The organism is Lysobacter sp. cf310 (assembly GCF_900114355.1).
In the GTDB taxonomy this organism is placed as follows: domain Bacteria; phylum Pseudomonadota; class Gammaproteobacteria; order Xanthomonadales; family Xanthomonadaceae; genus Lysobacter.
This window is the reverse complement of record NZ_FOSS01000004.1, coordinates 184,825-206,689: the sequence shown is the minus strand read 5'-3', so window position 1 is coordinate 206,689 and position 21,865 is coordinate 184,825. Positions and strand designations below refer to the sequence as shown.

At 70.9% G+C, this 21,865-nt stretch carries 21 protein-coding genes; 12 read left to right on the top strand and 9 right to left on the bottom strand.

Annotated elements, in window-relative coordinates; translation table 11 throughout:
• Window positions 1–385 precede the first annotated feature (385 nt).
• Window positions 386–1,819, top strand: a complete 1,434-nt coding sequence (locus BMZ45_RS15415) for a short-chain fatty acid transporter (protein ID WP_091637422.1) — start codon at window positions 386–388, stop codon at window positions 1,817–1,819.
• Between the two features lie 62 nt (window positions 1,820–1,881).
• Here the strand turns inward: BMZ45_RS15415 and BMZ45_RS15410 are convergent, their stop codons facing one another.
• On the bottom strand, window positions 1,882–2,607 hold the full coding sequence (locus BMZ45_RS15410) for a ComF family protein (RefSeq protein WP_091637421.1): 726 nt from the start codon (window positions 2,605–2,607) through the stop codon (window positions 1,882–1,884).
• 49 nt (window positions 2,608–2,656) lie between these two features.
• On the opposite strand from BMZ45_RS15410, the gene bioB reads away from it, so the two are divergent.
• Genes bioB through BMZ45_RS15375 form a run of 7 tightly spaced genes read left to right on the top strand, consistent with a single transcriptional unit; the run spans window position 2,657 to window position 9,418 of the window.
• On the top strand, window positions 2,657–3,727 hold the full coding sequence (gene bioB, locus BMZ45_RS15405; protein ID WP_091637420.1) for a biotin synthase BioB: 1,071 nt from the start codon (window positions 2,657–2,659) through the stop codon (window positions 3,725–3,727).
• A 5-nt stretch (window positions 3,728–3,732) separates the two neighbouring features.
• Window positions 3,733–4,965: an 8-amino-7-oxononanoate synthase gene (gene bioF, locus BMZ45_RS15400; protein ID WP_091637419.1), complete on the top strand. Its 1,233-nt coding sequence runs from the start codon at window positions 3,733–3,735 to the stop codon at window positions 4,963–4,965.
• The gene (locus BMZ45_RS15395) at window positions 4,962–5,396 is read left to right on the top strand and encodes an ACT domain-containing protein (protein WP_091637418.1); all 435 of its coding nucleotides are present in this window, start codon (window positions 4,962–4,964) and stop codon (window positions 5,394–5,396) included. Before bioF ends, BMZ45_RS15395 begins: the two co-directional genes overlap by 4 nt.
• 9 nt (window positions 5,397–5,405) lie before the next feature.
• Window positions 5,406–6,197, top strand: a complete 792-nt coding sequence (gene bioH, locus BMZ45_RS15390; protein ID WP_091637417.1) for a pimeloyl-ACP methyl ester esterase BioH — start codon at window positions 5,406–5,408, stop codon at window positions 6,195–6,197.
• Window positions 6,198–6,255: 58 nt separating this feature from the next.
• Complete coding sequence (gene bioC / locus BMZ45_RS15385) at window positions 6,256–7,161, top strand: malonyl-ACP O-methyltransferase BioC (RefSeq protein WP_091637416.1); 906 nt, start codon at window positions 6,256–6,258, stop codon at window positions 7,159–7,161.
• A gap of 2 nt (window positions 7,162–7,163) precedes the next feature.
• On the top strand, window positions 7,164–8,429 hold the full coding sequence (locus BMZ45_RS15380) for a hypothetical protein (RefSeq protein WP_091637415.1): 1,266 nt from the start codon (window positions 7,164–7,166) through the stop codon (window positions 8,427–8,429).
• On the top strand, window positions 8,426–9,418 hold the full coding sequence (locus BMZ45_RS15375) for a multidrug resistance efflux transporter family protein (protein ID WP_091637414.1): 993 nt from the start codon (window positions 8,426–8,428) through the stop codon (window positions 9,416–9,418). The genes BMZ45_RS15380 and BMZ45_RS15375 overlap by 4 nt, the downstream gene beginning before the upstream one ends.
• Window positions 9,419–9,424: 6 nt before the next feature.
• Here the strand turns inward: BMZ45_RS15375 and BMZ45_RS15370 are convergent, their stop codons facing one another.
• The 6 genes from BMZ45_RS15370 to BMZ45_RS15345 all read right to left on the bottom strand — a co-directional run bounded on the left by BMZ45_RS15370 (window position 9,425) and on the right by BMZ45_RS15345 (window position 15,411).
• Window positions 9,425–10,948, bottom strand: coding sequence for an ArnT family glycosyltransferase (locus tag BMZ45_RS15370; RefSeq protein ID WP_091637413.1), 1,524 nt, complete (start codon window positions 10,946–10,948; stop codon window positions 9,425–9,427).
• An 83-nt stretch (window positions 10,949–11,031) separates the two neighbouring features.
• Window positions 11,032–11,457: a ketosteroid isomerase-related protein gene (locus BMZ45_RS15365; RefSeq protein ID WP_091637412.1), complete on the bottom strand. Its 426-nt coding sequence runs from the start codon at window positions 11,455–11,457 to the stop codon at window positions 11,032–11,034.
• Between the two features lie 166 nt (window positions 11,458–11,623).
• A complete protein-coding gene (locus BMZ45_RS15360; protein WP_091637411.1) occupies window positions 11,624–12,373 on the bottom strand; it encodes an MHYT domain-containing protein in 750 nt (249 codons plus the stop codon).
• A 29-nt stretch (window positions 12,374–12,402) separates the two neighbouring features.
• Window positions 12,403–13,185 carry a hypothetical protein gene (locus BMZ45_RS15355; protein ID WP_091637410.1) on the bottom strand — a complete coding sequence of 261 codons (783 nt, stop codon included), beginning with the start codon at window positions 13,183–13,185 and terminating at the stop codon, window positions 12,403–12,405.
• A gap of 201 nt (window positions 13,186–13,386) precedes the next feature.
• A complete protein-coding gene (locus BMZ45_RS15350) occupies window positions 13,387–14,382 on the bottom strand; it encodes a pyridoxal-phosphate dependent enzyme (protein ID WP_091637409.1) in 996 nt (331 codons plus the stop codon).
• Window positions 14,383–14,439: 57 nt separating this feature from the next.
• The gene (locus tag BMZ45_RS15345; protein WP_091637408.1) at window positions 14,440–15,411 is read right to left on the bottom strand and encodes a DMT family transporter; all 972 of its coding nucleotides are present in this window, start codon (window positions 15,409–15,411) and stop codon (window positions 14,440–14,442) included.
• Window positions 15,412–15,634: 223 nt separating this feature from the next.
• Here BMZ45_RS15345 and BMZ45_RS15340 point away from each other — a divergent pair, with 223 nt between their 5' ends.
• The 3 genes from BMZ45_RS15340 to BMZ45_RS15330 all read left to right on the top strand — a co-directional run bounded on the left by BMZ45_RS15340 (window position 15,635) and on the right by BMZ45_RS15330 (window position 20,137).
• A complete protein-coding gene (locus BMZ45_RS15340; protein ID WP_091637407.1) occupies window positions 15,635–16,216 on the top strand; it encodes a hypothetical protein in 582 nt (193 codons plus the stop codon).
• Window positions 16,217–16,836: 620 nt separating this feature from the next.
• On the top strand, window positions 16,837–18,726 hold the full coding sequence (mnmG, locus tag BMZ45_RS15335) for a tRNA uridine-5-carboxymethylaminomethyl(34) synthesis enzyme MnmG (RefSeq protein WP_091637406.1): 1,890 nt from the start codon (window positions 16,837–16,839) through the stop codon (window positions 18,724–18,726).
• A gap of 124 nt (window positions 18,727–18,850) precedes the next feature.
• Entirely contained in the window at window positions 18,851–20,137 is a 1,287-nt protein-coding gene (locus BMZ45_RS15330; protein ID WP_091637405.1) for a sialidase family protein, read from the top strand.
• A 4-nt stretch (window positions 20,138–20,141) separates the two neighbouring features.
• On the opposite strand, the gene BMZ45_RS15325 is transcribed toward BMZ45_RS15330, so the two are convergent.
• A complete protein-coding gene (locus BMZ45_RS15325) occupies window positions 20,142–20,654 on the bottom strand; it encodes a GNAT family N-acetyltransferase (protein WP_217643214.1) in 513 nt (170 codons plus the stop codon).
• An 86-nt stretch (window positions 20,655–20,740) separates the two neighbouring features.
• Here BMZ45_RS15325 and BMZ45_RS15320 point away from each other — a divergent pair, with 86 nt between their 5' ends.
• Complete coding sequence (locus tag BMZ45_RS15320; RefSeq protein ID WP_091637404.1) at window positions 20,741–21,580, top strand: nucleotidyltransferase domain-containing protein; 840 nt, start codon at window positions 20,741–20,743, stop codon at window positions 21,578–21,580.
• Here BMZ45_RS15320 and BMZ45_RS21720 read toward each other — a convergent pair.
• Window positions 21,577–21,783, bottom strand: a complete 207-nt coding sequence (locus tag BMZ45_RS21720) for a hypothetical protein (RefSeq protein ID WP_175489096.1) — start codon at window positions 21,781–21,783, stop codon at window positions 21,577–21,579. The genes BMZ45_RS15320 and BMZ45_RS21720 overlap by 4 nt on opposite strands.
• Window positions 21,784–21,865 lie beyond the last annotated feature (82 nt).

The following is a 21,865-nucleotide window of genomic DNA, read 5'->3' as shown; positions in this document are numbered from 1 at the left end:
CAGTAGAGGCTTGCGCCTACGGCGCTCGTTGCCCTCACCCCAACCCACACCCCGGCCCGACCGCACAGCGGTCGGGCGTTCGGCCCAGCGCGAGCCAGTGGCTCGCGCCACGCCTCACCCCGCAAGCGGGAGAGGGGCTTGTGTGCTGCCCGCGCCGGCCCATACCTCGGCCCGAGCGCACAGCGGTCGGGCATTCGGTGCAGCGCGAACCAGTGGCTCGCAAGCGCTGCCCCTCACCTCGCAAGCGGGAGAGGTCTTCTATCACTGAGGAGCCAATGTCGGACTCCCATCGCAAACCGCGCCCTCGCTGCGACTAAAGTGCTAACGGCGCTCGCCGCAGGGCCGCGCAGAATCTTCGTGTCCATCGCCGCCGGAAACCTCGACCATGACCCCGACCGCCGCGTCCGCTCCCGCCAACGACGGTGCGCTCGCGCGTTTCGCCCTGCGCAGCGCCGCCTGGGCCGAGCGCTGGTTTCCGGATGCCTACGTGTTCGCGGCGCTGGCGGTGATCGTGGTCGCGCTGGCCGCGCTGGGCTTCGGCGCCACGCCCAAGGCCACCGCCAGCGCGTTCGGCGAGGGCTACTGGAGCCTGATCCCCTTCACCATGCAGATGGCCTTCGTGGTGATCGGCGGCTATGTGGTGGCGACCGCGCCGGCGGTGGCGCGCCTGATCGATGCCTTGGCGCGCGTGCCGCGCAGCGGTCGCGGCGCGATCTGCTACGTCGGCCTGCTGAGCATGCTGACGTCCTTGCTGAGCTGGGGTTTCTCGCTGGTGTTCGGCGGCCTGCTGGTGCGCGCGTTGGCGCGGCGCGAGGACCTGGACATGGATTACCGCGCCGCCGGCGCCGCCGCCTACCTGGGCCTGGGCGCGGTCTGGGCGATGGGCTTGAGCTCCTCGGCCGCGCAGTTGCAGGCCAACCCGGCCAGCATGCCGCCGGCGCTGCTGGCGATCACCGGCGTGATCCCTTTCAGCCAGACCATCTTCCTGTGGCAGTCGATCGCGCTCACCGCCGCGCTGATCGGGGTGTCGCTGCTGGTGTGCTACGTGACCGCGCCGCGCGGCGCCTCGGTGCGGCGCGCCAGCGAGTTCGGTGCCGATCAGCGCCAGGCCACGCCGGCGCTGCCGCCGCGCACGCGCCCGGGCGAGTGGCTGGAGTACAGCCCGTTGATCACCATCGCGCTGTCGGCGCTGGGCGTGGGCTGGCTGGTCTACGAGTTCGCGAGCAAGCCCGCGGTGAGCGCGATCGCCAGCCTCAACACCTACAACTTCCTGTTCCTGACCCTGGGCCTGCTGTTGCACTGGCGCCCGCGCAGCTTCCTCGACGCGGTCGCGCGCGCGGTGCCCAGCACCACCGGCGTGCTGATCCAGTTCCCGCTCTACGGCGGCATCGCCGCGCTGCTGACCTCGGCGCCGGGCCACGGCGGCGAGACCCTCGCCCATCACTTGTCCAGCGTGTTCGTGCACATCGCCAGCGCCGATACCTTCGCCCTGGTAATGGGCGCCTACTCGGCGGTGCTGGGTTTCTTCGTGCCCTCCGGCGGCGGCAAGTGGATCATCGAGGCGCCCTACGTGATGCAGGCGGCGATCGACCTGAAGGTGCACCTGGGCTGGGCGGTGCAGGTCTACAACGCGGCCGAAGCGCTGCCCAACCTGATCAATCCGTTCTGGATGCTGCCGCTGCTGGGCGTGCTGGGCCTGAAGGCGCGCGACATCGTCGGCTTCACCTTCGTGCAGTTGCTGGTGCATATCCCGCTGGTGCTGGGCCTGCTGTGGGCGCTCGGGCTGACCTTGAGCTATCAGCCACCGGTGATGCCGTAGCGCGCGCCTGAGCCAGGCGACCGCCACGGCACCGATCGCGTGGCAGCAGTTCAGCGCGAGGCTCACGGCACCCGCGCGCATACCCAGGCCTCCACCCGCGCCACGCCCGCGCGCCGCAGCGCGCGCGCGGCCGCATGCAGGGTCGCGCCGGTGGTCATGACGTCGTCGATCAGCAGCACCCGCGCCGGCGGCGCGCCACCGAAGCCGGCCGCGAACGCGCCGCGCAGATTGCGCCGCCGCGCCAGCGCGCCCAGGCTGGACTGCGGCGGGGTGTCGCGGGTGCGCTGCAGTGCGCCCGCGAGCAGGGGCGCGCCCAAGGCCCGCGCCAAGGGCCGGGCCAGTTCGCGGGCCTGGTCGTAACCGCGTTCGCGCAGGCGGGCGCGCGCCAGCGGGATCGCGATCAGGGCGGCCGGCGCCGGACGCCACGGATCGTCCAGCATCAGGGCGGCCAGCAGGCGGCCGGCGGCGAGGTCGTCGTGGAACTTCAGTCGCGGCAGCAGGCGGTCCAGCGGGCTGCCGTAGACGAAGGCGGCGCGCACCGCGTCCAGTGCCGGCGGGCGTTTCAGGCAACGCCCGCAAGCCAGGGCCGGCGTCGGCAGCGGCAGCGCGCAACGCGGGCAGGCGCAGCCGTTCCAGGGCAGGGCGCGCGCGCAGGCCCGGCACAGATCGCGGCCGTCCGCGCCGCGCTCGCCGCAGACCAGGCAGCGCGCCGGCCACAGCCCACGCCCGAGCCGGGCCAGGCGGCCGTCAACCGCGCAGGGGTGGGTTTGGTTGACAGCGTCGTCCATGCTTTCCAGACTGCCGGCTCTGCCCCGTGTCGTCTGCCGGAAAACCTCCATGTCCGTCGTCAGTAAAGTCCCCGTCGCCGAGTCGGCCGTTTCGCCCCCGCGGAACCTGCGCCACGACTGGTCGCGCACCGAAGTGCGCGCCCTGTTCGATCTGCCGTTCCCGGAACTGCTGCACCGCGCCGCCAGCGCCCACCGAGAGTACTTCGACGCCACCGAGGTACAGGTCAGCACCCTGCTGTCGGTCAAGACCGGCGGCTGCCCGGAGGACTGCAGCTACTGCCCGCAGGCCGCGCGTTACCACACCGGCGTCGACGCCACCAAGCTGATGAGCACCGAGGCGGTGCTGGAGAAGGCCAAGCAGGCCAAGGCCGCCGGCGCCTCGCGCTTCTGCATGGGCGCGGCCTGGCGCTCGCCCAAGGACCGCGACATCCCCAAGGTCGCGGCCATGATCCGCGAGGTCAAGGCGCTGGGTCTGGAGACCTGCGCCACCCTGGGCATGCTCTCGGGCGACCAGGCCAAGGCCCTGAAATCGGCCGGTCTGGACTACTACAACCACAACCTGGACACCGCGCCGGAGTTCTACAACGAGATCGTCCACACCCGCGAGTTCCAGGACCGCCTGGACACGCTGGCGCACGTGCGCGACGTCGGCATGAAGACCTGCTGCGGCGGCATCGTCGGCATGGGCGAGTCGCGCAGCCAGCGCGCCGGCCTGCTGCAGACCCTGGCCAACCTGCCCGCGCACCCGGATTCGGTGCCGATCAACCGCCTGGTCCAGGTCGAGGGCACCCCCCTGGCCGGCACCGCCGAGCTGGACCCGTTCGAGTTCGTGCGCACCATCGCGGTCGCCCGCCTGTTGATGCCGCGCTCGATGGTGCGCCTGTCGGCCGGCCGCGAGAGCATGTCCGACGAGCTCCAGGCCCTGTGCTTTCTGGCCGGCGCCAATTCGATCTTCTATGGTGAGAAGCTATTGACCACGGGTAACCCGGACACCGAGCGCGATATGGCGCTGTTCGAGCGCCTGGGCCTGCGGCCGATGCAGATCATGGAAGAATCGGCCACCGTACACGCCGACATCGTCGAAACCGATGCGGCGCCTTCCCACTCCTGCGCAGCCTGACCACCATGCAACGAGCGCAATGGCCCGAACGCATCGCCGCCGCGCGCGAACAGCGCGAGGCGACCTCGCGCACCCGCGTCATGCGCAAAGTCACCCACCGCGACGGCGCGCGCTGCGAAGTCGACGGCCGCAAGCTGCTCAACTTCTGCGGTAACGACTACCTCGGTCTGTCGCAGCATTTCGGCGTGGTCGGCGCCTTGCAGGACGCGGCCTCGCGCGAGGGCGCCGGCGGCGTCGCCTCGCATCTGGTCTGCGGCCATCACGCCATCCACGAGGCGCTGGAGCGCGAGATCGCCGACTGGCTGGGCTCGCCGCGCGCGCTGCTGTTCGGCAGCGGCTTCATGGCCAACCTGGCCGCGGTGCAGGGCCTGCTCGGCGAAGACGACGTCTGCGTGCAGGACCGGCTCAACCACGCCAGCCTGATCGACGCCGCGCGCCTGGCCAACTGCCGCCTGCGCCGCTATCCGCATGCCGACGCCGAAGGCGCGATCCGCCAGCTGCGCAGCGTGCCCGAAGGCATGGCCATGCTGGCCAGCGACGGCGTCTTCAGCATGGACGGCGACATCGCGCCGTTGCGCGATCTGGCCCTGATCGCGCGCGCGCAGAAAGCCTTGCTGTACATCGACGACGCCCACGGCGTGGGCGTGATCGGCCCCGAGGGCCGCGGTTCGGTCGCCTCGGTGAAGCTGTCGGTGCGCGAAGTGCCGCTGCAGCTGGCGACCTTCGGCAAGGCCCTGGGCAGCTACGGCGCCGCGCTGCACGGCGACGCCGACCTGATCGGCCACCTGGCCGAAACCGCGCGCAGTCACATCTACACCACCGCACTGCCGCCGGCCCAGGCCGCGGCCACGCTGGCCGCGGTCAAGCTGGCGCGCAACGAACATTGGCGGCGCGACAAGCTGGTCGAACTGACCCAGCGCTTCTGCGAAGGCGCGCGCAAGCTGGGCCTGGAACTGCAGTCCTCGAGCACGCCGATCCAGCCGGTGATCTGCGGCGACGACGCGCGCGCGATCGCGATGGCGCGTTCGCTCGAGGAAAGCGGCTACTGGGTCGCGGCGATCCGTCCGCCGACCGTGGCCGAGGGCCGTGCCCGCCTGCGGGTGACGCTGTCGGCGCTGCATACGCCGGCCGACGTCGACGGTTTGATCGAAGCGTTCGCGCGCGCCGCCGAGCGCGCCGGCCTGGGCCGCGCGCCGACCGTCGCTGCAGCCGAGCTGCGCGCCACGCCCGCACCATGACCGCGGCGCCCGTCGCCGCGCGCCCGGTCGCCGAACGCGACCTCGCGCTGATGCTGGCCAGCCTGGACGTGCGGCGGCGTGCCGGCGAGTACGTCTACGTCGCCAGCATCCAGCACGATCCCGAACTGGCCGCGCTCGCTCACGCCAGCGTGCGCGAAGACGAAGGCGCGAGCTACGTGCTCGCACGCGCCGACGCCGATGCGCGCGGGCTAGGCTACGACTTCGTCGCCGCCTGGCTGAGCCTGAGCGTGCACTCGGCGCTGGACGCGGTCGGCCTGACCGCCGCGGTGTCGGCCGCGTTGAGCGCGCGCGGCATCGCCTGCAACGTGCTCGCGGGGCTGCATCACGACCATCTGCTGGTGCCGGCAGAGCGCGCCGCCGACGCGGTCGCGGCCCTGGCCGCGCTGCGGCGACCGGCCGACGCGCGCTGAGGGTTGCTCATGGACGCGCAAACCCTCGGCAGCGGACCTTCGCTGGCGCTGATCCACGGCTGGGCCATGCACGGCGGCCTGTTCGCGCCGCTGGTCGAGCGCCTGGCCGACGACTACACCCTGCATCTGATCGATCTGCCCGGGCACGGCCACGCCCGCGAGGACCGCACCGCGCTGGAACCCGCGCCGCTGGCCGCCGAGCTGGTCGCGCGCATTCCCGATGCGGTCTGGCTGGGCTGGTCGCTGGGCGGGCAGTTCGCGCTGCGCGCCGCGCTCGACCATCCGCAACAGGTACGCGGCCTGGTGATGATCGCGTCCTCGCCGCGCTTCGTGACCGGCGCCGACTGGCCGCACGGCGTGTCGCCTAACCTGTTCCGCGATTTCGGCGACGCGCTCAAGCGCGATTTCCGCGGCACGCTCGAGGGCTTTCTGGCCCTGGAGGCCTTGGGCTCGGCCAGCGCGCAGGACGAGTTGCGCAAGCTGCGCAGCCAGGCCTTCGAGCGCGGCGAGCCGGCCGAGCACGCCTTGCAGGAAGGCCTGCGCTTGCTCGATGCGATCGACGTGCGCGCCGAGTTGCCGAGCCTGCGCGTGCCCAGCCTGTGGATCTCCGGCCGCCGCGACCGCCTGGTGCCGGCCGGTGCGATGCCGGCCGCGGCCGCGCTCGCGCCCGGCGGCCGCAGCGTGGTGCTGGACCGCGCCGGCCACGCGCCCTTCCTGAGCGCGGCCGAGCAGGTCGCGCACCTGATCGACGAATTCGCCGCGTCCCTGCCGTCGGCCAGCGCCGCCGGCGCATCGCCCTGATCTCCCTGCGCGGACGTCGCGCCCACGACGAACGCGCGCCACCGAAGTTGCCCTACCGATGACCGATCTGTTCGACCACCGCCAAGTCCGTCGCGCTTTCTCCCGCGCCGCGCACGGTTACGACGGCGCCGCCGCCTTGCAACGCGAAGTCGGCGCGCGCCTGTCCGAGACGCTGGATTATCTGGAGGACCGCGCGCCCGAGCTGGTGGTCGATGTCGGCTGCGGCCCCGGCCACGCCGCGATCGCGATGCAGAAGCGCTGGCCGCGCGCCCAGGTCGTCGCGCTGGATCTAGCCCTGCCGATGCTGCAGGAAACCCGTCACAACGCCGGCGGCGGATTGCCGCGTTTCCTCGGCGGTGCGCGCCGGCCCGACGCGATCTGCGCCGATGCGCGCGCGCTGCCGCTGCGCGACGCCAGCGTCGATGTGCTGTATTCCAATCTGTGCCTGCAATGGGTCGAGGACCTGCCGACGGTGTTCGCCGGTTTCCGCCGCGTGCTCAAGCCCGGCGGCCTGCTGCTGGTGTCGACCTTCGGCCCCGACACCTTGTTCGAGCTGCGCGGCGCCTTCGCCGAAGCCGACAACACGCCGCATGTGAGCCTGTTCCCGTCGATCGCGCAGTTCGGCGACGCCTTGATCGCGGCCGGCTTCAAGGACCCGGTGCTGGACCGCGACGAATTCGTGCTCGGCCACGACGACCTCGGCGGCCTGATGCGCGAACTGCGCACCCTGGGCGCGACCAACGCCATGCGCGAGCGCCGCCGCAGCCTCACCGGCCGTGCGCGGTTCGCGCGCGCGGCGCAGGCCTACGAGGCGCTGCGCGCTCCCGACGGCCGCCTGCCCGCGACCTGGGAAGTGGTGTACGCGCACGCCTGGGGCCCGCAGCCAGGCACGCCGATCCGGGTCGGCGGCGTCGACGAAGTGCAGGTGCCGGTGGCGAAGATTCCGATTCGGAGACGGGGCTGAGCATGCGCACGCTGCGCGCCGGCTGGCTGTCGCTGCTGCGCGAGATTCGCCTGGGCCGCGAGCCCGAGGGCGGGCGCGAGACCAGCTTCATCGCGGTCGATCTGCATCCGTTCGCGCCCAGTCCGACGGTCACTTGGTGGCGCACGCCGCGCGCCGAACGTAGCGTCAAGCTGCTGGCCGCGAGCTATCTGGAGCGCGCCGAGCGCGGTCATCACGAATTGATGCACGTGGTCGATCTGATCCATGACACCCTGCAAGCGCATTGCCTGGATCCGAACCTGTTCGACGGCGTGCTCACGGCGCACGAGGGTTCCTTGTTCGATCGCCTGGCCGTCGCCGAGGCCGACGCGGTCGATCGCCTGCATGCGGCGATGGAAGCGCAACTGCTGGGCGACAGCGGCCGCTGGATCGCGATCCATCCGCTGTACCGGATCGTCGGCGCCAGCGCCGATCTGGGCTTTGCGAACCTGCGCATCGTGCGGCCCGACGACGATAGCTATTGGCGTTCGTTGAACGGCGGCCGCGTACTCGCGAATTGGAGCCCGCTGAGCGGCCACCTGACCGGCAGCAGGATCGGCTTTCGCCAAGGCCTGTTCCATGCCTGGCTGGTCGGCGACTACCAGGGCAGCAAGGAAGGCGTGCGCCAACGCTACAAGCGCGACGCGCAACAAGCGATGGCCGCGGTGTATGCGTTCTGGAGCGACGGACGCCGTCGTCATCGCGTCGCCCAGGAAGCGCAGGAGCACTGTCTGCTGCTGCAGGACGGCCCGCTGCGCAGCGGCCACGAGCTGTCCGGGCTGGGCCTGATCTATCCCTGCTATGGCGACGAGAACGAAGTCGCCTTGCTGGCGCCGCGCATCCGCGCCTGGAACCTCGCGCGCGCCGCCTTGCCGGCGGATGCGGCGCAACGGCTCGGCAACGCGCTGTGCTTCGTCAACCTGGCCATGGGCTCGGACGACATCGCCTACTACCTGCACTACTTCATCGCCCTGGACGCGCTGTTCGGCGTGCGCGGCCGGGTCGAGGACAGCATCGTCGAGGGCGTGCGCCGGGTGTCGGCGCTGGCTTCGGCGGCGGACAGGGCGGCCTGGTTGTTCGACTTGCGTAACGAACTCGTGCACGGCGGTTCGCGCAACGTGCACGAGTGGCCGCGCTATCCCGATTACCTGCGTCATTTCGATACCGAACCCGAGCGAGATATCGAAGCCATCGTCCTCGATTGCCTGCGTCGCTATCCCGACGCGCATGCGCCTGGAGCGCCGCCATGACCCCACGTCGCCTCGCCCTGGCCGCGGTCGCGATCGCGCTCGCCTCGGCGTTCTTCTTCACCTGCACCTATGTGCTCAACCGCGCCGCCGCGGTCGGCGGCGGGCATTGGGCGTGGACGGCGTCCTTGCGCTATCTGATCACCCTGCCGCTGCTGCTGGTGGTGATGCCGATGCAGGGCGGCGCGGCGCCGGTGTGGCGCGCGATCCGCGCGCAGCCCTGGCCTTGGTTGCTGTGGAGCGGCATCGGCTTCGTGCTGTTCTACGTCTGCCTGAGCTGGGCCGCGGCGAGCGGGCCCTCGTGGCTGGTCGCGGGCACCTTCCAGCTCACCGTGATCGCCGGCATGTTGTGCGCGCCGTTCCTGTACCGCGACGCGCGCGCGCGGATTCCGCTGCCGGCCTTGCTGGCCGGCGCGGTGGTGGTGGCCGGCGTGCTGCTGCTGCAGCTGGGTCACGGCGGCGGCCAGCTGGACCGCGAGGGCTGGATCGCATTGATCTGCGTGGCGGTGTCGGCCTTCGCCTATCCGCTGGGCAATCGCGGCCTGCTGCTGCATCTGGAGCGCAGCGGCGTCGAATTGAACGCGACCCAGCGCGTGTTCGGCATGACCCTGGCCAGCCAGCCCTTGTGGATCGCGGTGGCGGTGTACGCCTTCGCGCAGGCCGGCATGCCGTCGGCCGGGCAGTTGTGGCTGGCCGCGGGCGTGGCCTTGGGTGCGGGCGTGATCGCGACCGTGCTGTTCTTCCAGGCCACCGGCATGGTTCGCAACGACCCCACCGCGCTGGCCGCGGCCGAGGCGATGCAGGCCGCGGAGATTCTGTTCGCCACCCTGATCGGCGCGCTGTGGCTGGGCGAGGCCTGGCCGCAGGGACGCAGCCTGTTGGGCGCGGCCATCGTGGTGGTCGGCATCGTCGCCTTCAGCCTGGTCGCCGCGCGCGCGGCGGCCGGCGACGATCACCGCACCCAGGAACTGCGCAGCGACCGCGGTGCCTGAGCCGGGTCAGCGCGGCGCGTCGGCCGGCCGCGCCAGACGCGGCGCGAACTCGACCTGGAAGATCACCCGGCGCTCGTAGGGCGCGCCCAGCGCGCTCGCGCGATAGCCGAGCGTGGCGATGCGCGCGCGCAGGCGCGGCCACATCGTTTGCTTGCAGATCCAGATCGTGCCGGGCTCGTGCTCGGCCAGTTCCTGCGCCAGCGATTCGTCGAACTCGGGATTGAAGGGCGCGCCCGGCGCCGGCTCCAGCGAAACCTTCTCGATCTCGGTGTCCAGGTGCAGGTGCAGGCCGTAGCGCGCCATGTCCTCGACGAACACCACTTCGTGCACCGGGCCGGGCGCGCGCGCGCGGATCGCCTCGGCCCAGGCCGCGGCGTCCTTGTGCGTGGGCCAGTACACCGTGGCCAGCTTGAGCGCCAACAGCACCGCGACCAGCGCCGCCAGTCGCGGCCAGGCCGGCAGGCCGCGGCCTTCGCCGTGGCGCTGGCGCGCCGCGATCACCGCCAACGGCAGGAACAGCGGCAGCAGGTACAGCGGCATGCGCGACTGCGCCAGACAGAACACCAGCAACGGCAGCCACAGCCACAGCGCCAGCAGCAGCGCCGGCGCCTCGGCCAGGCGCGTGGCGCGATCGCGCCATGCGCGCACGTGCGCGGGCAGTGCGCGCGCCCAGCGCCACAGCGCCGGCGTCCACGGCAGCGTGCCCAGCAGCAGGGTCGGCAGGTAGATCTCCAGCCAGCCGTACCACTCGCCGTGACGGCCGAATTCGTTGGTGGTGACGCGGTTCACCACCTCGTCGCCGATGAAGTACTTGAACAGCCCCGGATGATTGGCGATCACCGCGACGTACCAGGGCAGCGCCAGCAGCACGAACAGCGTCAGGCCCGACCACTGCAGGATCCGATAGCCGCCCGGCGCGAGCAGGTTGAAGGCCAGGATCGGCAGCAGCAGGATCAGCGCCGGCGGGCCCTTGCACAGAAAGCCCAGGGCGAAGCCAGCCCACATCCAGGCGATCCAGCCGCGCGCGCGCAAGCGTTCGCGCGCCGGCTCGGCGCGCGGCGGTCCGAAGCGCGCTTCCACATAGGCCCACATCGCCAGCCCGGTGCAGGCCGACAACAGGTAGTCGGTGGTGATCAGCTGCGAGGCGCCGACGGTGAACGGCAGGGTCGCGTAGATCGTCGCGGCCTGGGCCTGCGAACCGGGCGCGAGCCGACGCGCGATGCGCCAGGCTAGCCACACGCTGAGCAGATAGGCCAGCGCCGCGGGCAGCCGCGCCGCCCAGGCGTGATGGCCGAACACCGCCACGCTGGAGGCGATCGCCCAGTAGGTCAGCGGCGGCTTGGTCCAGTGCGCGACTTCGTGACTGCGACGCGGATTGATCCAGTCGCCGGTGTCGAGCATGTTCAGGGCGACGTTGGTGTAGCGCCCTTCGTCCGGATCCCAGATGCCGCGGCTGCCCAGGAAGCACAAGGCCAGAGCCAGGGCGAGCGCGGCGATCCAGTAGGCGGGCGTACGCGGAAGTCTGGGCATGCAGGGCCGTTCGGAGCGGACGGGCGCCGCGACAGCCTAGCGAAGCGGATGTTACGGATCGGTCGTAAACGCGGCCGCCGCGCTCAGCTGACCTGGGCGATCCAGTCCTGCAGGTTGTAGTAGTTGCTCACGCGCTGGATGCGGCCGTCGCGCAACTCGAAGAACGCGCCGCCGGGCAGCACGTACTTCTGCCCGCGCGCCTCCGGCAGGCCGGCGTCGCTGGCCAGGTACTGGCCGTGCACCACGTACTCGGCGGCCGCGCGGCTGCCGTCGGGCGAGACCAGCACCACGATGTCGTGCAGCTGCTCGCGGTAGCTGGCCTGCATGCGCTGCAGGAACTCGGCGAACGCGGCGCGCCCGGTTTCGCGCGGGCCCTGGTTGAGGTCGTGGGCGACGTCGTCGGACAGCAGGGCGAGCATGCCGTCCCAATCGGCGCGGTTGAAGGCGGCGTAATAGGCCAGCACCACCTCGGTGGCACGGTCGTGACTGCGGGTACCGTCTATCTTCATTCGGGGGCCTGGCTGCATCGGGACGCGGGACGCGGCGATGATACCGGCGTCGCGCGCAGGCCGCGTGAGCGCGGTCGAAGAACGCGGCGGCGGCCCGCATCGGTGCGCCAAAACGAAGGGCCCGCATCGGCGGGCCCTTCGCATTCCGCGGCGCTGGCGGGCTAGCTCAGATCTGCACCATCGCGCGCTGACGCTGACGCAGCATGCTCAGGACCAGCACCGTGGCCAGCAGCAGCGTGGTCACCGCGAAGATGCCCATGCCCAGGTTGGCGCCGCTGATGCCGCCGGCCAGGGCGGCCGCGCCGGCCTCGTTGGGCGCGAAACTGGCCGCGAGCATGCCGGTGTAGTGCATGCCGCACACCGCCACGCCCATCACCAGCGCGCTGCCCAGCATCTGCAGCCAGCCGCGCAGGTTGAAGGCCAGCCACAGGGCCACGATCGAAGCCACGATCGCGATCGCCGCCGAGGCCGACACCAGGGTGCCGTCGTAGTGGATGTCGGCCGGCATGCGCATCGCCGCCATGCCGCTGTAGTGCATGCCGGTCACGCCCAGGCCCATGAACACGCCGGCGATCACCAGCTTGCCCCAGCCGAACACGCCCGCGCTGGCGATCGCCAGGCCGGCCATGCACGAGACGATCGCGATCACCGCCGAAGCGATGGTGATGGTCAGGTCGTAGGTCACCGGGATTTGCATCTGGCAGGCCAGCATGGCGATGAAGTGCATCGCCCAGATCGCGCCGCCGCCCATCGCCGCGCCGGCGGCGAAGATCGCGCGCCAACGCGCGGCGCCGCGCGCGGCCGGGATCGCGATCGCGAGCTGCAGGGCGGTGAACGAGCCCAGCACCGAAACCAGGTAAGAGAGCACGACCAGCAGCGGGTCGTGGATGCATTGAATGGCGTGATCGTGCGGCATTGGTAGTCCCCCGTGGTGGTTGGCCTGACTCAGGCGTGGAACTCGAAGCAGCAAGTCTCCGCGCCGGTGTTGCGACAATGGCTTTCGACGACGCGCACCCCTTCGGTGCCGTGGGGTCCGCCGAGCAAGCCGCCGAGCATGCCGCGCAGGAAATGGCAGGAAGCGCCATGTTCGCCGCGATGGCAGAAGGGACTGTTTTTGACCCGCAGGGTGTCCTCGTGGAGTTCGGCCTGGACCAGCTGGCGCATCGCCGGCAGGGCGATGTGGCGCACCGCGTCGGCCAGGGCGAGGTGGCCGCCCAGCGAGTAGTCGCGCTTGTAGACCCAGGTGCCCACGCGCTGGCCGACGTAGCGCAGGGTCGCTTCGCGCTGCGACGGCGGCAGGTCGTGTTCCAGCGCCAGCAGCTGGATGAAGATGTTGGGGTAATCGCGCGCCAACTGCGGCAGCAGGGATTCGACCCGGCGCGTGTCCATCGCGGTGGCGGCGTCGTCGGACGCGCTCGCCGGCCGGGGCGTCGATCCGCCGTTGGCCTTGGGCGCGGCCGGTGCCGGCGCGCTGACGGTGTTGGCGACGCTGGCGTCGACCGGCGAGGCTTCGAAACTATTGACCAGGTGGTGGGTGCCCAGACGCTCTTCGAGCATCAGCAGCCCGTTCTCCGGGCCGCGCACCACCATGGTCAGCACCACGCCTTCCTCGCTGTTGACCATGCGCTGACGCAACAGGGTGAACCCCGCCGCGATCACGGTCTGGCCCAGGGCCAGCAACAGCCCGTCGCGGCGGTCTGCGACCACCCGAAACTCGACATCCACCATCAGCCACCCCTTCGGCTAAACGTTGTTCAGTGCTTGAACGAAATGGTCGGATCTCGTCGCGCACCGGCGTAAGTGAATCAACGCCGTGGGGTGCGCTGCGTAGCTCAGCGTGCCAGTCGCATACGCAAAAAAATGATAGTGGTGTCACAAATAAAACATGCAGCATCGCCGTCGATGCGGCGCTTTCTACCGCCGATGTATTCAGCGCGCGAACAAAGTCGCCAAGGCATCGGGATCGACGTTGCCGCCGGACAGGATCACGCCGACTTTTTTTCCGGCGAAACGCGAACGATTAGCGAATACCGCGGCCATTGCGACCGCAGCGGAGGGTTCCAGCACTTGTTTTGAGCGTTGCAGGAACAAGCGCATCGCGGCCACGGTGTCGGCGTCGTCGACCACCAGGGCCTCGACAGCATAGCGCTGCAAAAGCGCGAAGTTAGGCGCGCCCAACGTGCCTCGCAATCCGTCGCAGATCGTGTCCGGTATGAACTGCGTAATGCGTTTACCCGCTTGCAGCGAAGCGGCGGTCTCGGCCGCGCCGGCCGGTTCGGCCACGAACAGGCGCGTGGCCGGCGACACCGCCGCGCTCGCGATCGCGGTACCGCTGGCCAGGCCGCCGCCGCCGACCGGCGCGATCAGGGCGTCCAGCGCGGGCGTCGCCGCCAACAATTCCAAAGCGGCCGTGCCTTGGCCGGCGATCACGCGCGCGTCGGTGTAGGGATGGACCAGTTCGGCGCCGGTCTCGGCCTGCACCTGCGCGCACTTGGCCTCGCGCGCCTCGATGGTCGGCGCGCAACGGTGCAAGGTGGCGCCGTAGGCTTCGATCGCGGCCAGCTTGGCCGCCACCGCGCCCTCCGGCACGACCACGTGGCAGGCGATGCCGCGGGTGCGCGCGGCCAGCGCCAGGGCGGCGCCGTGGTTGCCGGAGGAATGGGTGACCACGCCGCGCGCGGCTTCGGCCTCCGACAGCGACCACACCGCATTGCAGGCGCCGCGGAATTTGAAGGCGCCGATGCGCTGCAGGTGCTCGGCCTTGAAGTAGAGCTCGCAGCCGGCCAGGACATCGATCGAACGCGAGCGCAGCACCGGCGTGGTGTGGGCGTGCGGGGCGATGCGCGCGGCCGCGGCCAGCACGTCGCGGAAACCGGGCAGGCCGGTGGCGGGCGCGGAAGTGTGACTCGGGGGAAGTTCGCTCATCGTCGCGAGACTAGCGCACCCGCCCCGCCGCGCTCCATGCCGGCGCGGCGGCGGCGTTCATGCGTCTTCGCGGTCGGGCGCGCGCCGCCCGAGCAGGCTGACCGCGGCCGAGCCGGCCACCACCAGGGCCGCGCCGACCCAGCCCAGGCTGGAGATCCGTTCCGGCGCCAGCATCTGCGGCCAGAACGCATGCACCACGGTCACCGCCACGATGCACAGCAACGGCGTGGTCGCCAGGATCGCCGACACCCGCGAGGCCTCCCAATGCGCCAGCGCCTCGGCGAAGGCGCCGTAGGCGCCGACGGTGTTGAGCGCGCAGTAAGCCAGCATGGCCCAGTGGAAGCCGTCCAGCGCGAACAGCGTGGCCGGGCGCGCGAACGGCAGCAGCAGCACGCTGGCAGCGACATAGATGAAGAGCAGGATCTGCATCGAGCCCAGCTTCATCAGCAGTTGCTTCTGCAGCAAGGCATACGCCGCCCACACCACCGCGCCGGCGATCACGAAGGCCGAGCCCAGCACGTAGTCGCCGCTGTGCGCGGCGCTGGCGCTGGCCGCTTCCTGGGCCCAGGCATGCACCAGCTGATCGCGGAAGAACAGTCCCAGACCAATCAGTAGCAGGGCCAGGCCCAGCCACTGGGCGGCGCGGAAGCGTTCGCCGAACACCCAAATCCCGCCCAGGGTCATCAGCAGCGGCGCCAGCTGGATCAGCAACTGGGCATTGGCCGGCGAGGTGTACTGCACGCCCAGCAGGTACAGCACGTAGTTGCCGACCAGCATCAGCGCGGCCACCCCCAGCAGGGCCCAGCCGCGCCGGCCCAGGGCGCGGTAGCCGCCCAGACGCCCGCGCAGGCCCAGCCAGGCGCCGGTCACCCCGGCCGCGACCAGGAACCGGAACCAGGTCAGGGTGATCGGGTCCAGCGCCTCCAGCACGATCTTCAGCGCGATCGGCAAGGTCGCCCAGCAGGCCGCGGTAAGCAGGGTCAGCAACAGGCCCAGCCGCCATTGGCCGGAGGTGCGGTGCAGGGTCATGGGGGCTCGCGAACGGGGGAGCGGGGCGCCTTGCGCGCACCGCGGACCGGCATGCTGGCACCGGCGCGCCGGCCCGGCAATTGCGCGGTCGGTCGGCTGGGGCGGCGACACTGGTAGCGCGGACCTGAACCGGTCAGGATGGGGTTTCCGGCCACCCGCCGAGTTAAGCCCGAGTTCAATGCCTCGGGCAGAAGCTGGCGGCACACCCTGGGGGGTTCCAGCCATGATTCGTAAACTGATCCTGCCCGTCATAGCCGCCGTCCTGCTGGCCGGCTGCTATCCCGATTACGTGTATCGCGACGGCGCGCGCGGCGACTATTACTACGGTCAGCCGAGCACCGAATACCGCTACTACGGTTCCTACGGCGGCTATTACCCGTACGGCGAGGCCTACCGCTTCGGCTACCGCTACGGCGGTTATCCGTATCCGTACAGCTACGGCTACCGCCCGGGCTACGGTTACGGCTATCCGGGCTACTACCCCGGTTATCCGGGCTACGGCTATCCGGGCTATCACCGCCCGCATCGCCCGCGTCCGCCGGTGGTGGTCAATCCGGGCCAGCCGCCGACCAATCCGCCGCCGCCGGGCCGTCCGGACAACGACCGCTCGCCCTGGCGCAACCTGGACGGCATCCGCCGCCAGCACGCCGATGGCGGCCGGCCGCCGACCCACGTGCCCTCGCAGCCGATGCCGCGGGTCTACAACAACCCGCCGCCGCGCCGCGACAGCGGTTCGCCGATGCAGCAGACCTTCCGCCGCGCGGTCGAGAGCCGCGACAGCCGGCCGGCCACGCACGAGCAGTAATCGGCCTGCGGGCGGCGCTGGCAGCAGCGCCGCCTCGCGCGGACCCGTACCGACCCTCTCGCCGCCAGGCGCGTCGTTCCGGCGCGTGGCCGTTCACAAGCGCGGCCTTCCATGCGCGCGGGTTTCGCCAAGCGAGTTTCCGGTCACATCCCAGGGTCTTGCATCGGGGCCGGACTGACCGCAATCTACGGGTATTGACCGGTTGCGTCGCATTTGGACGTAGTCGGTAAGACAGCCTGACTATGTCGGCGCCCGGCGAGGAATCACGGATCCCCCCTGTTCCGTCCCCGTCGGGCGTCGGCGCCCTCTACGAGGCGACGCGCAAGACTCGGCGTCCCGCGCGTAACACGCGCCAGACCGGCCTCAGATCGATGGATCGCGCGTAGCGCGCATCAGAATCGGCAAAAAAATAAGGGGCCGAATGTCCCCCGACATTCGGCCCCCTGCTTCCCCCGCGAGCGCTTGGCCAGCCCCTGTTCCAATTCCGACCGGCGTCTAGCGCCTGCCCCGCTGGGTGCAAGAGTAATGACGCAGGAACCGTGCCAAGTTTCCATGCCCGGGCGCCGCGCGCCGGCATGCCCTAAAATTCCGCCCGCCGCCCCGCGGCGCCGGACCCTGCGATGACCGATTCTTTCTACCAATACGATGTGATCGTGGTCGGCGGCGGCCACGCCGGCACCGAAGCCGCGCTGGCCTCGGCGCGCGCCGGTGCGCGCACCCTGCTGCTCACCCATTCGGTCGAGACCGTCGGCGCGATGAGCTGCAACCCCGCCATCGGCGGCATCGGCAAGGGCCATCTGGTCAAGGAAATCGACGCCCTGGGCGGCATCATGGCGCGCGCCGCCGATGCCGCCGGCATCCAGTGGCGGCGCCTCAACGCCAGCAAGGGCCCGGCCGTGCGGGCGACGCGCTGCCAGGCCGATCGCAGCCTGTATCGCAGTTTCATCCGGCGCGCGGTCGAAGCCCAACCCAAGCTCACGCTGTTCCAGGCCGCAGTCGACGACATCGAGTTTGCCGACGGCCGCGTCAGCGGCGTGCTCACCCAGACCGGGCTGCGCTTCCAGGCGCGCGCGGTGGTGCTGACCGCCGGCACCTTCCTGGCCGGCAAGGTCCATGTCGGCCAGACCACCTACGCCGCCGGCCGCGCCGGCGACCCGCCCGCGACCGCGCTGGCCGCGCGCCTGCGCGAAGGCCCGTTCGTGGTCGACCGGCTCAAGACCGGCACGCCGCCGCGCATCGACGGGCGCAGCCTCGACTACTCGGTGATGGAGGAACAGCCCGGCGACGATCCGCGCCCGGTGATGTCCTTCCTCGGCAGTCGCGACGACCATCCGCGTCAGGTCTCGTGCTGGATCACCCACACCTCCGAGCGCACCCACGACCTCATCCGCGGCGCGCTCGACCGCTCGCCGCTGTACACCGGCCAGATCGAGGGCACCGGCCCGCGCTACTGCCCCTCGATCGAGGACAAGGTGGTGCGCTTCGCCGAGAAGGCCAGCCACCAGATCTTCGTCGAGCCCGAAGGCCTGGACGTGGCCGAGATCTACCCCAACGGCATCTCGACCTCGCTGCCGTTCGACGTGCAGCTGGCGCTGGTGCGCTCGATCCGCGGCTTCGAGCGGGCCCACATCACCCGCGCCGGCTACGCGATCGAGTACGACTACTTCGATCCGCGCGGCCTCAAGACCACGCTGGAGACCAAGGCGGTGGCCGGCCTGTACTTCGCCGGCCAGATCAACGGCACCACCGGTTACGAGGAGGCCGCCGCGCAGGGCCTGCTGGCCGGCGCCAACGCCGCGCGCCACGCGCACGGCCTGGACGGCTGGAGCCCGCGCCGCGACCAGGCCTACCTGGGCGTGCTGGTCGACGACCTGATCACCCACGGCACCAGCGAGCCCTATCGCATGTTCACCTCGCGCGCCGAGTACCGGCTGCAACTGCGCGAGGACAATGCCGACCTGCGCCTCACCGAAACCGGCCGCGAACTGGGCCTGGTCGACGACGCGCGCTGGGCCGCGTTCGCGCGCAAGCGCGAGGCGATCGAGCGCGAGAGCGCGCGCCTGGCCGCGGTCTGGGCCGCGCCGGGCAACGCCCTGGGCCGCGAAGTGGCGCAGACGCTGGGCATCGAGCTCACTCGCGAGACCAGTGCGCTGGACCTGATCAAACGTCCCGAGCTGGACTACGCGCAACTGATGGGCGTGCCCTCGCTGGGTCCCGCCGTCGACGATGCCGCGGTGGCCGAGCAGGTCGAGATCGGCGTGAAGTACGCCGGCTATCTGGAGCGCCAGCGCGAAGAGATCGCGCGCCAGCAGCGCAACGAAGACACCGCGATACCCGACGGCTTCGATTACGCCGGCGTGCACGGCCTGTCCGCCGAGGTGCAGCAGAAGCTGGAGCGTGTGCGCCCGCAAACCGTCGGCCAGGCTCAGCGCATCCCGGGCATGACCCCGGCCGCGATCTCGCTGCTGCTGGTGCACCTGACCCGCGCGCGACGCGCGCGCGTGGCCTGAGGCGAAGACGCGCCATCGCCGCCGCGTCGTTCCTCACCCGCAGGATGCGGTGAAGCGAAGGCCAATCCCATCGCCACGCCACCGCGGTCGCCATCGCGACCGCGGCCTGGATTACCCTTTCGGCATGACACTCCGCCCGACGCTCGCGATCGCTCTGGTCCTGGCCGCCACCGCCTGCGGCCGCAATGCTGCGCCGCCACCGGCCGCGACCGAGGCGTCCGCATCGGCGCCGGCCGTGAGTTTGAGCGCCAGCGCCTGGGCGTTGCCCATCGACACCGTCGCCGCGCAGCCCGATTTGGTCGCCAGCGCCGACGGCCGCGTGCTGCTGTCGTGGATCGAATCGCAAGGCGGCGAGCATCGCCTGTGGCTGGCGCAGTCGCGCGACGCCGGTCGTGCGACCTGGTCGGCGCCGGTGCAGGTCGCCGCCGGCGCCGACTGGTTCGTCAACTGGGCCGACACGCCGCACGTCATGGCCACTGCCGACGGCGCTTTGTGGGCGCATTGGCTGCGCAAGTCCGCGAGCGCGCCCTATGCCTACGACGTCGCCCTGGCGCGTTCGGCCGATGACGGCGCGACCTGGTCCGAGCCCGTGCTGGTCAACAACGACGGCACTTCGACCGAGCACGGCTTCGTGTCGCTGTGGCCGGCCGCCGACGATCGCCTCGGCATCGCCTGGCTGGACGGCCGTCACAACGCGACCGCGTCCACCGACGCGCATGCCGGCCACGAGGCCCATGGCGGCACGATGAGCCTGCGCAGCGCGATCGTCGACGCCGAGCTGCGGCGCAGCGACGAGGTCGAACTGGACCGCAGGACCTGCGATTGCTGTCAGACCGATGTCGCGCTCACCGAACGCGGTGCCTTGCTGGTTTATCGCGACCGTTCGGTCGAGGAGCTGCGCGACATCGCGGCGCTGCGGCGCGGGCCCGGCGGCTGGGGCGCGGCGCGCACGGTCCATCCCGACCGTTGGACCATGCCGGCCTGCCCGGTCAACGGCCCGGCGGTGGCGGCGCGCGGATCGCGCGCGGTGGTGGCCTGGTACACCGCGGCCGGCGACACGCCCACGCTCAAGCTCGCGCGCAGCGAGGACGCCGGCGATTCCTATGCCGCTCCGCGCGTGCTCGACCAGGGCGCGCAGGTGCAGGGCCGCGTCGATGTCGCCATGGCCGCGGACGCGGTGTGGGTGCTGTGGCTGCGCGAAGACGCGCAGGGCCAGTCCGTGCAGCTCGCGCGCTACGCCGCCGACCTGTCCGGCGAACCGCAGCGCCTGGAGCTCGCGCGCCTGCAGGGACGCGGCCGCGCCACCGGTTTCCCGCAGCTGGCCCTGTCCGACGCCACGGCCTACGCGGTGTGGACCGACGTGGTCGACGGCCGCCCGCGTTTGCAGGGCGCGCGCATCGTCGCGCGCTGAGCGCTCAGGCCTCGGTGGAGTACAGCAGCAGTTCTTCTGCGTCTTCGCTCAGCCGCGTCCGGCGCTGGTAGCGCAGGCCGATCTTCTCCAGCACGCGCGTGGAGGCTTCGTTGCCCGGCGAGACGATCGCCAGCACGCGCGGCAGCCGCAACGGTTCGCGCGCATGCGCGATCACCGCCGTGCAGGCCTCGACCGCGTAGCCCTGGCCGCGGTACTGGGGCAGGAAGGCGTAGCCGATGTCGGCATCGGGCAGGGTGTCGCGTTGCAGCAGCCCGCTCAGGCCCAGGCGCTCGCCGCTGGCCTTGTCGCGCACCAGCCACAGGCCGAAGCCGTGCTTGGCGTAACTGGCGGCCGGCCCGTTGGCGATGTAGCGCAAGGCATCGGCGTGATCGCGCACGCCGCGATCGCCGATGTTGGCCAGGAAGGCCGGGTCGTTGAGCAGTTCGACGATGAAGTCCGCATCCGGCGGCGCCAGTTCGTCCAGCGTCAGGCGTTGCGTTTCGATCACGGTGGTCACGCGTTGCGGTCCTCGATTCCTAGTCCGATGTCGGAAGTGTCGCCGCTGGACTAAGCTTGATGCCAGTGCAGGCGGCCCGCAATTCGATGACCGACGTCCCCGATTCCGACATCCATCCGATCGCGCCGGAACAACGCGCCGCGGTGCTCGCCGCGCTGGACGGCATCGAGCGCGACCACGATGTGCGCATCGTATTCGCTTGCGAATCCGGCAGTCGCGGCTGGGGCTTCTCCTCGCCCGACAGCGACTACGACGCGCGCTTCGTCTATGCGCATCGGCGCGACTGGTACCTCAGCGTCAACGAACGCACCGGGCCGGGCGAGCCGCAGCGCGACGTGATCGAACTGCCGATCGACGACGAGCTCGACGTCAGCGGCTGGGACCTGCGCAAGGCGCTGCGCTTGCTGTCGAAATCGAATCCGACCTTGCTGGAGTGGCTGCGCTCGCCGGTCGTCTATCGGCAGGACCAGGCCTTGGCGACCCAGCTACGGGCGATCGCCGACGAGTACTACTCGCCGCTGGCGGCCTGGCACCACTATCACCAAATGGCGCGCGGTACCTTCCGTGCCCATCACCAGGGCGAGCGCATCCGCACCAAGAAATATCTCTACGTGCTGCGACCGGTGCTGGCCTGTCTGTGGATCGAGCAGATCGAGGGCCCGCCGCCGATGGCCTTCGAGACATTACTGGACCGCCTGCTGCCGCACGGTGCGCTGCGCGCTGCCATCGATACCCTGCTGGCGAAGAAGCGCATAAGCAAGGAGGTCGAGCACGGCCCGCGCGTGCCCGAGATCAGCGACTTCCTGGAGACCCAGCTGCAGCGGATGGAAGCCGCGGCGCCCGTGTTGGCGGCAGGGCGCGGTAGCAGTGCGCGTCTGGATGCGTTCTTTCGTAGCGCCATCGCCGCGGACCGAGGCCACACTTAGGCCGGAGGCGCGATAAGCTGTCCAATCATGATCCGGTGGCCGTCGATCGTGCGCAGACCGAACTCGCGCATGCCCCAGGGTTTGTCGTCTAACGGTCCGCAGACGCCGGGTGCCCGGGCTTCGATGTCCGCGCGATAAGCGTCGGCATCGCTCACCATCAGATAGGCGTAGCAGGCGTGGCTGTTGCGCAGAATGGCGGTCACGTCGGTTCTCGCCGGGGCGCGGCCCCAGTATAGGCAGGACGCCCAACCCCGTCCGGGCCGGGCATCCTGCGCGCCGCGCGAG

What these genes read in the sequence shown, in the direction of transcription:
- BMZ45_RS15340 (WP_091637407.1), top strand. Translation starts at nt 15,635, where the DNA reads ATGATTCGTAAACTGATCCTGCCCGTCATAGCCGCCGTCCTGCTGGCC.
- BMZ45_RS15380 (WP_091637415.1), top strand. Translation starts at nt 7,164, where the DNA reads ATGCGCACGCTGCGCGCCGGCTGGCTGTCGCTGCTGCGCGAGATTCGC.
- BMZ45_RS15345 (WP_091637408.1), bottom strand. Translation starts at nt 15,411, where the DNA reads ATGACCCTGCACCGCACCTCCGGCCAATGGCGGCTGGGCCTGTTGCTG.
- BMZ45_RS15330 (WP_091637405.1), top strand. Translation starts at nt 18,851, where the DNA reads ATGACACTCCGCCCGACGCTCGCGATCGCTCTGGTCCTGGCCGCCACC.
- bioC (WP_091637416.1), top strand. Translation starts at nt 6,256, where the DNA reads ATGACCGATCTGTTCGACCACCGCCAAGTCCGTCGCGCTTTCTCCCGC.
- BMZ45_RS15410 (WP_091637421.1), bottom strand. Translation starts at nt 2,607, where the DNA reads ATGGACGACGCTGTCAACCAAACCCACCCCTGCGCGGTTGACGGCCGC.
- BMZ45_RS15375 (WP_091637414.1), top strand. Translation starts at nt 8,426, where the DNA reads ATGACCCCACGTCGCCTCGCCCTGGCCGCGGTCGCGATCGCGCTCGCC.
- BMZ45_RS15415 (WP_091637422.1), top strand. Translation starts at nt 386, where the DNA reads ATGACCCCGACCGCCGCGTCCGCTCCCGCCAACGACGGTGCGCTCGCG.
- bioH (WP_091637417.1), top strand. Translation starts at nt 5,406, where the DNA reads ATGGACGCGCAAACCCTCGGCAGCGGACCTTCGCTGGCGCTGATCCAC.
- BMZ45_RS15370 (WP_091637413.1), bottom strand. Translation starts at nt 10,948, where the DNA reads ATGCCCAGACTTCCGCGTACGCCCGCCTACTGGATCGCCGCGCTCGCC.
- bioB (WP_091637420.1), top strand. Translation starts at nt 2,657, where the DNA reads ATGTCCGTCGTCAGTAAAGTCCCCGTCGCCGAGTCGGCCGTTTCGCCC.
- BMZ45_RS15320 (WP_091637404.1), top strand. Translation starts at nt 20,741, where the DNA reads ATGACCGACGTCCCCGATTCCGACATCCATCCGATCGCGCCGGAACAA.
- BMZ45_RS15395 (WP_091637418.1), top strand. Translation starts at nt 4,962, where the DNA reads ATGACCGCGGCGCCCGTCGCCGCGCGCCCGGTCGCCGAACGCGACCTC.
- mnmG (WP_091637406.1), top strand. Translation starts at nt 16,837, where the DNA reads ATGACCGATTCTTTCTACCAATACGATGTGATCGTGGTCGGCGGCGGC.
- BMZ45_RS15360 (WP_091637411.1), bottom strand. Translation starts at nt 12,373, where the DNA reads ATGCCGCACGATCACGCCATTCAATGCATCCACGACCCGCTGCTGGTC.
- BMZ45_RS15365 (WP_091637412.1), bottom strand. Translation starts at nt 11,457, where the DNA reads ATGAAGATAGACGGTACCCGCAGTCACGACCGTGCCACCGAGGTGGTG.
- bioF (WP_091637419.1), top strand. Translation starts at nt 3,733, where the DNA reads ATGCAACGAGCGCAATGGCCCGAACGCATCGCCGCCGCGCGCGAACAG.
- BMZ45_RS15350 (WP_091637409.1), bottom strand. Translation starts at nt 14,382, where the DNA reads ATGAGCGAACTTCCCCCGAGTCACACTTCCGCGCCCGCCACCGGCCTG.
- BMZ45_RS15355 (WP_091637410.1), bottom strand. Translation starts at nt 13,185, where the DNA reads ATGGTGGATGTCGAGTTTCGGGTGGTCGCAGACCGCCGCGACGGGCTG.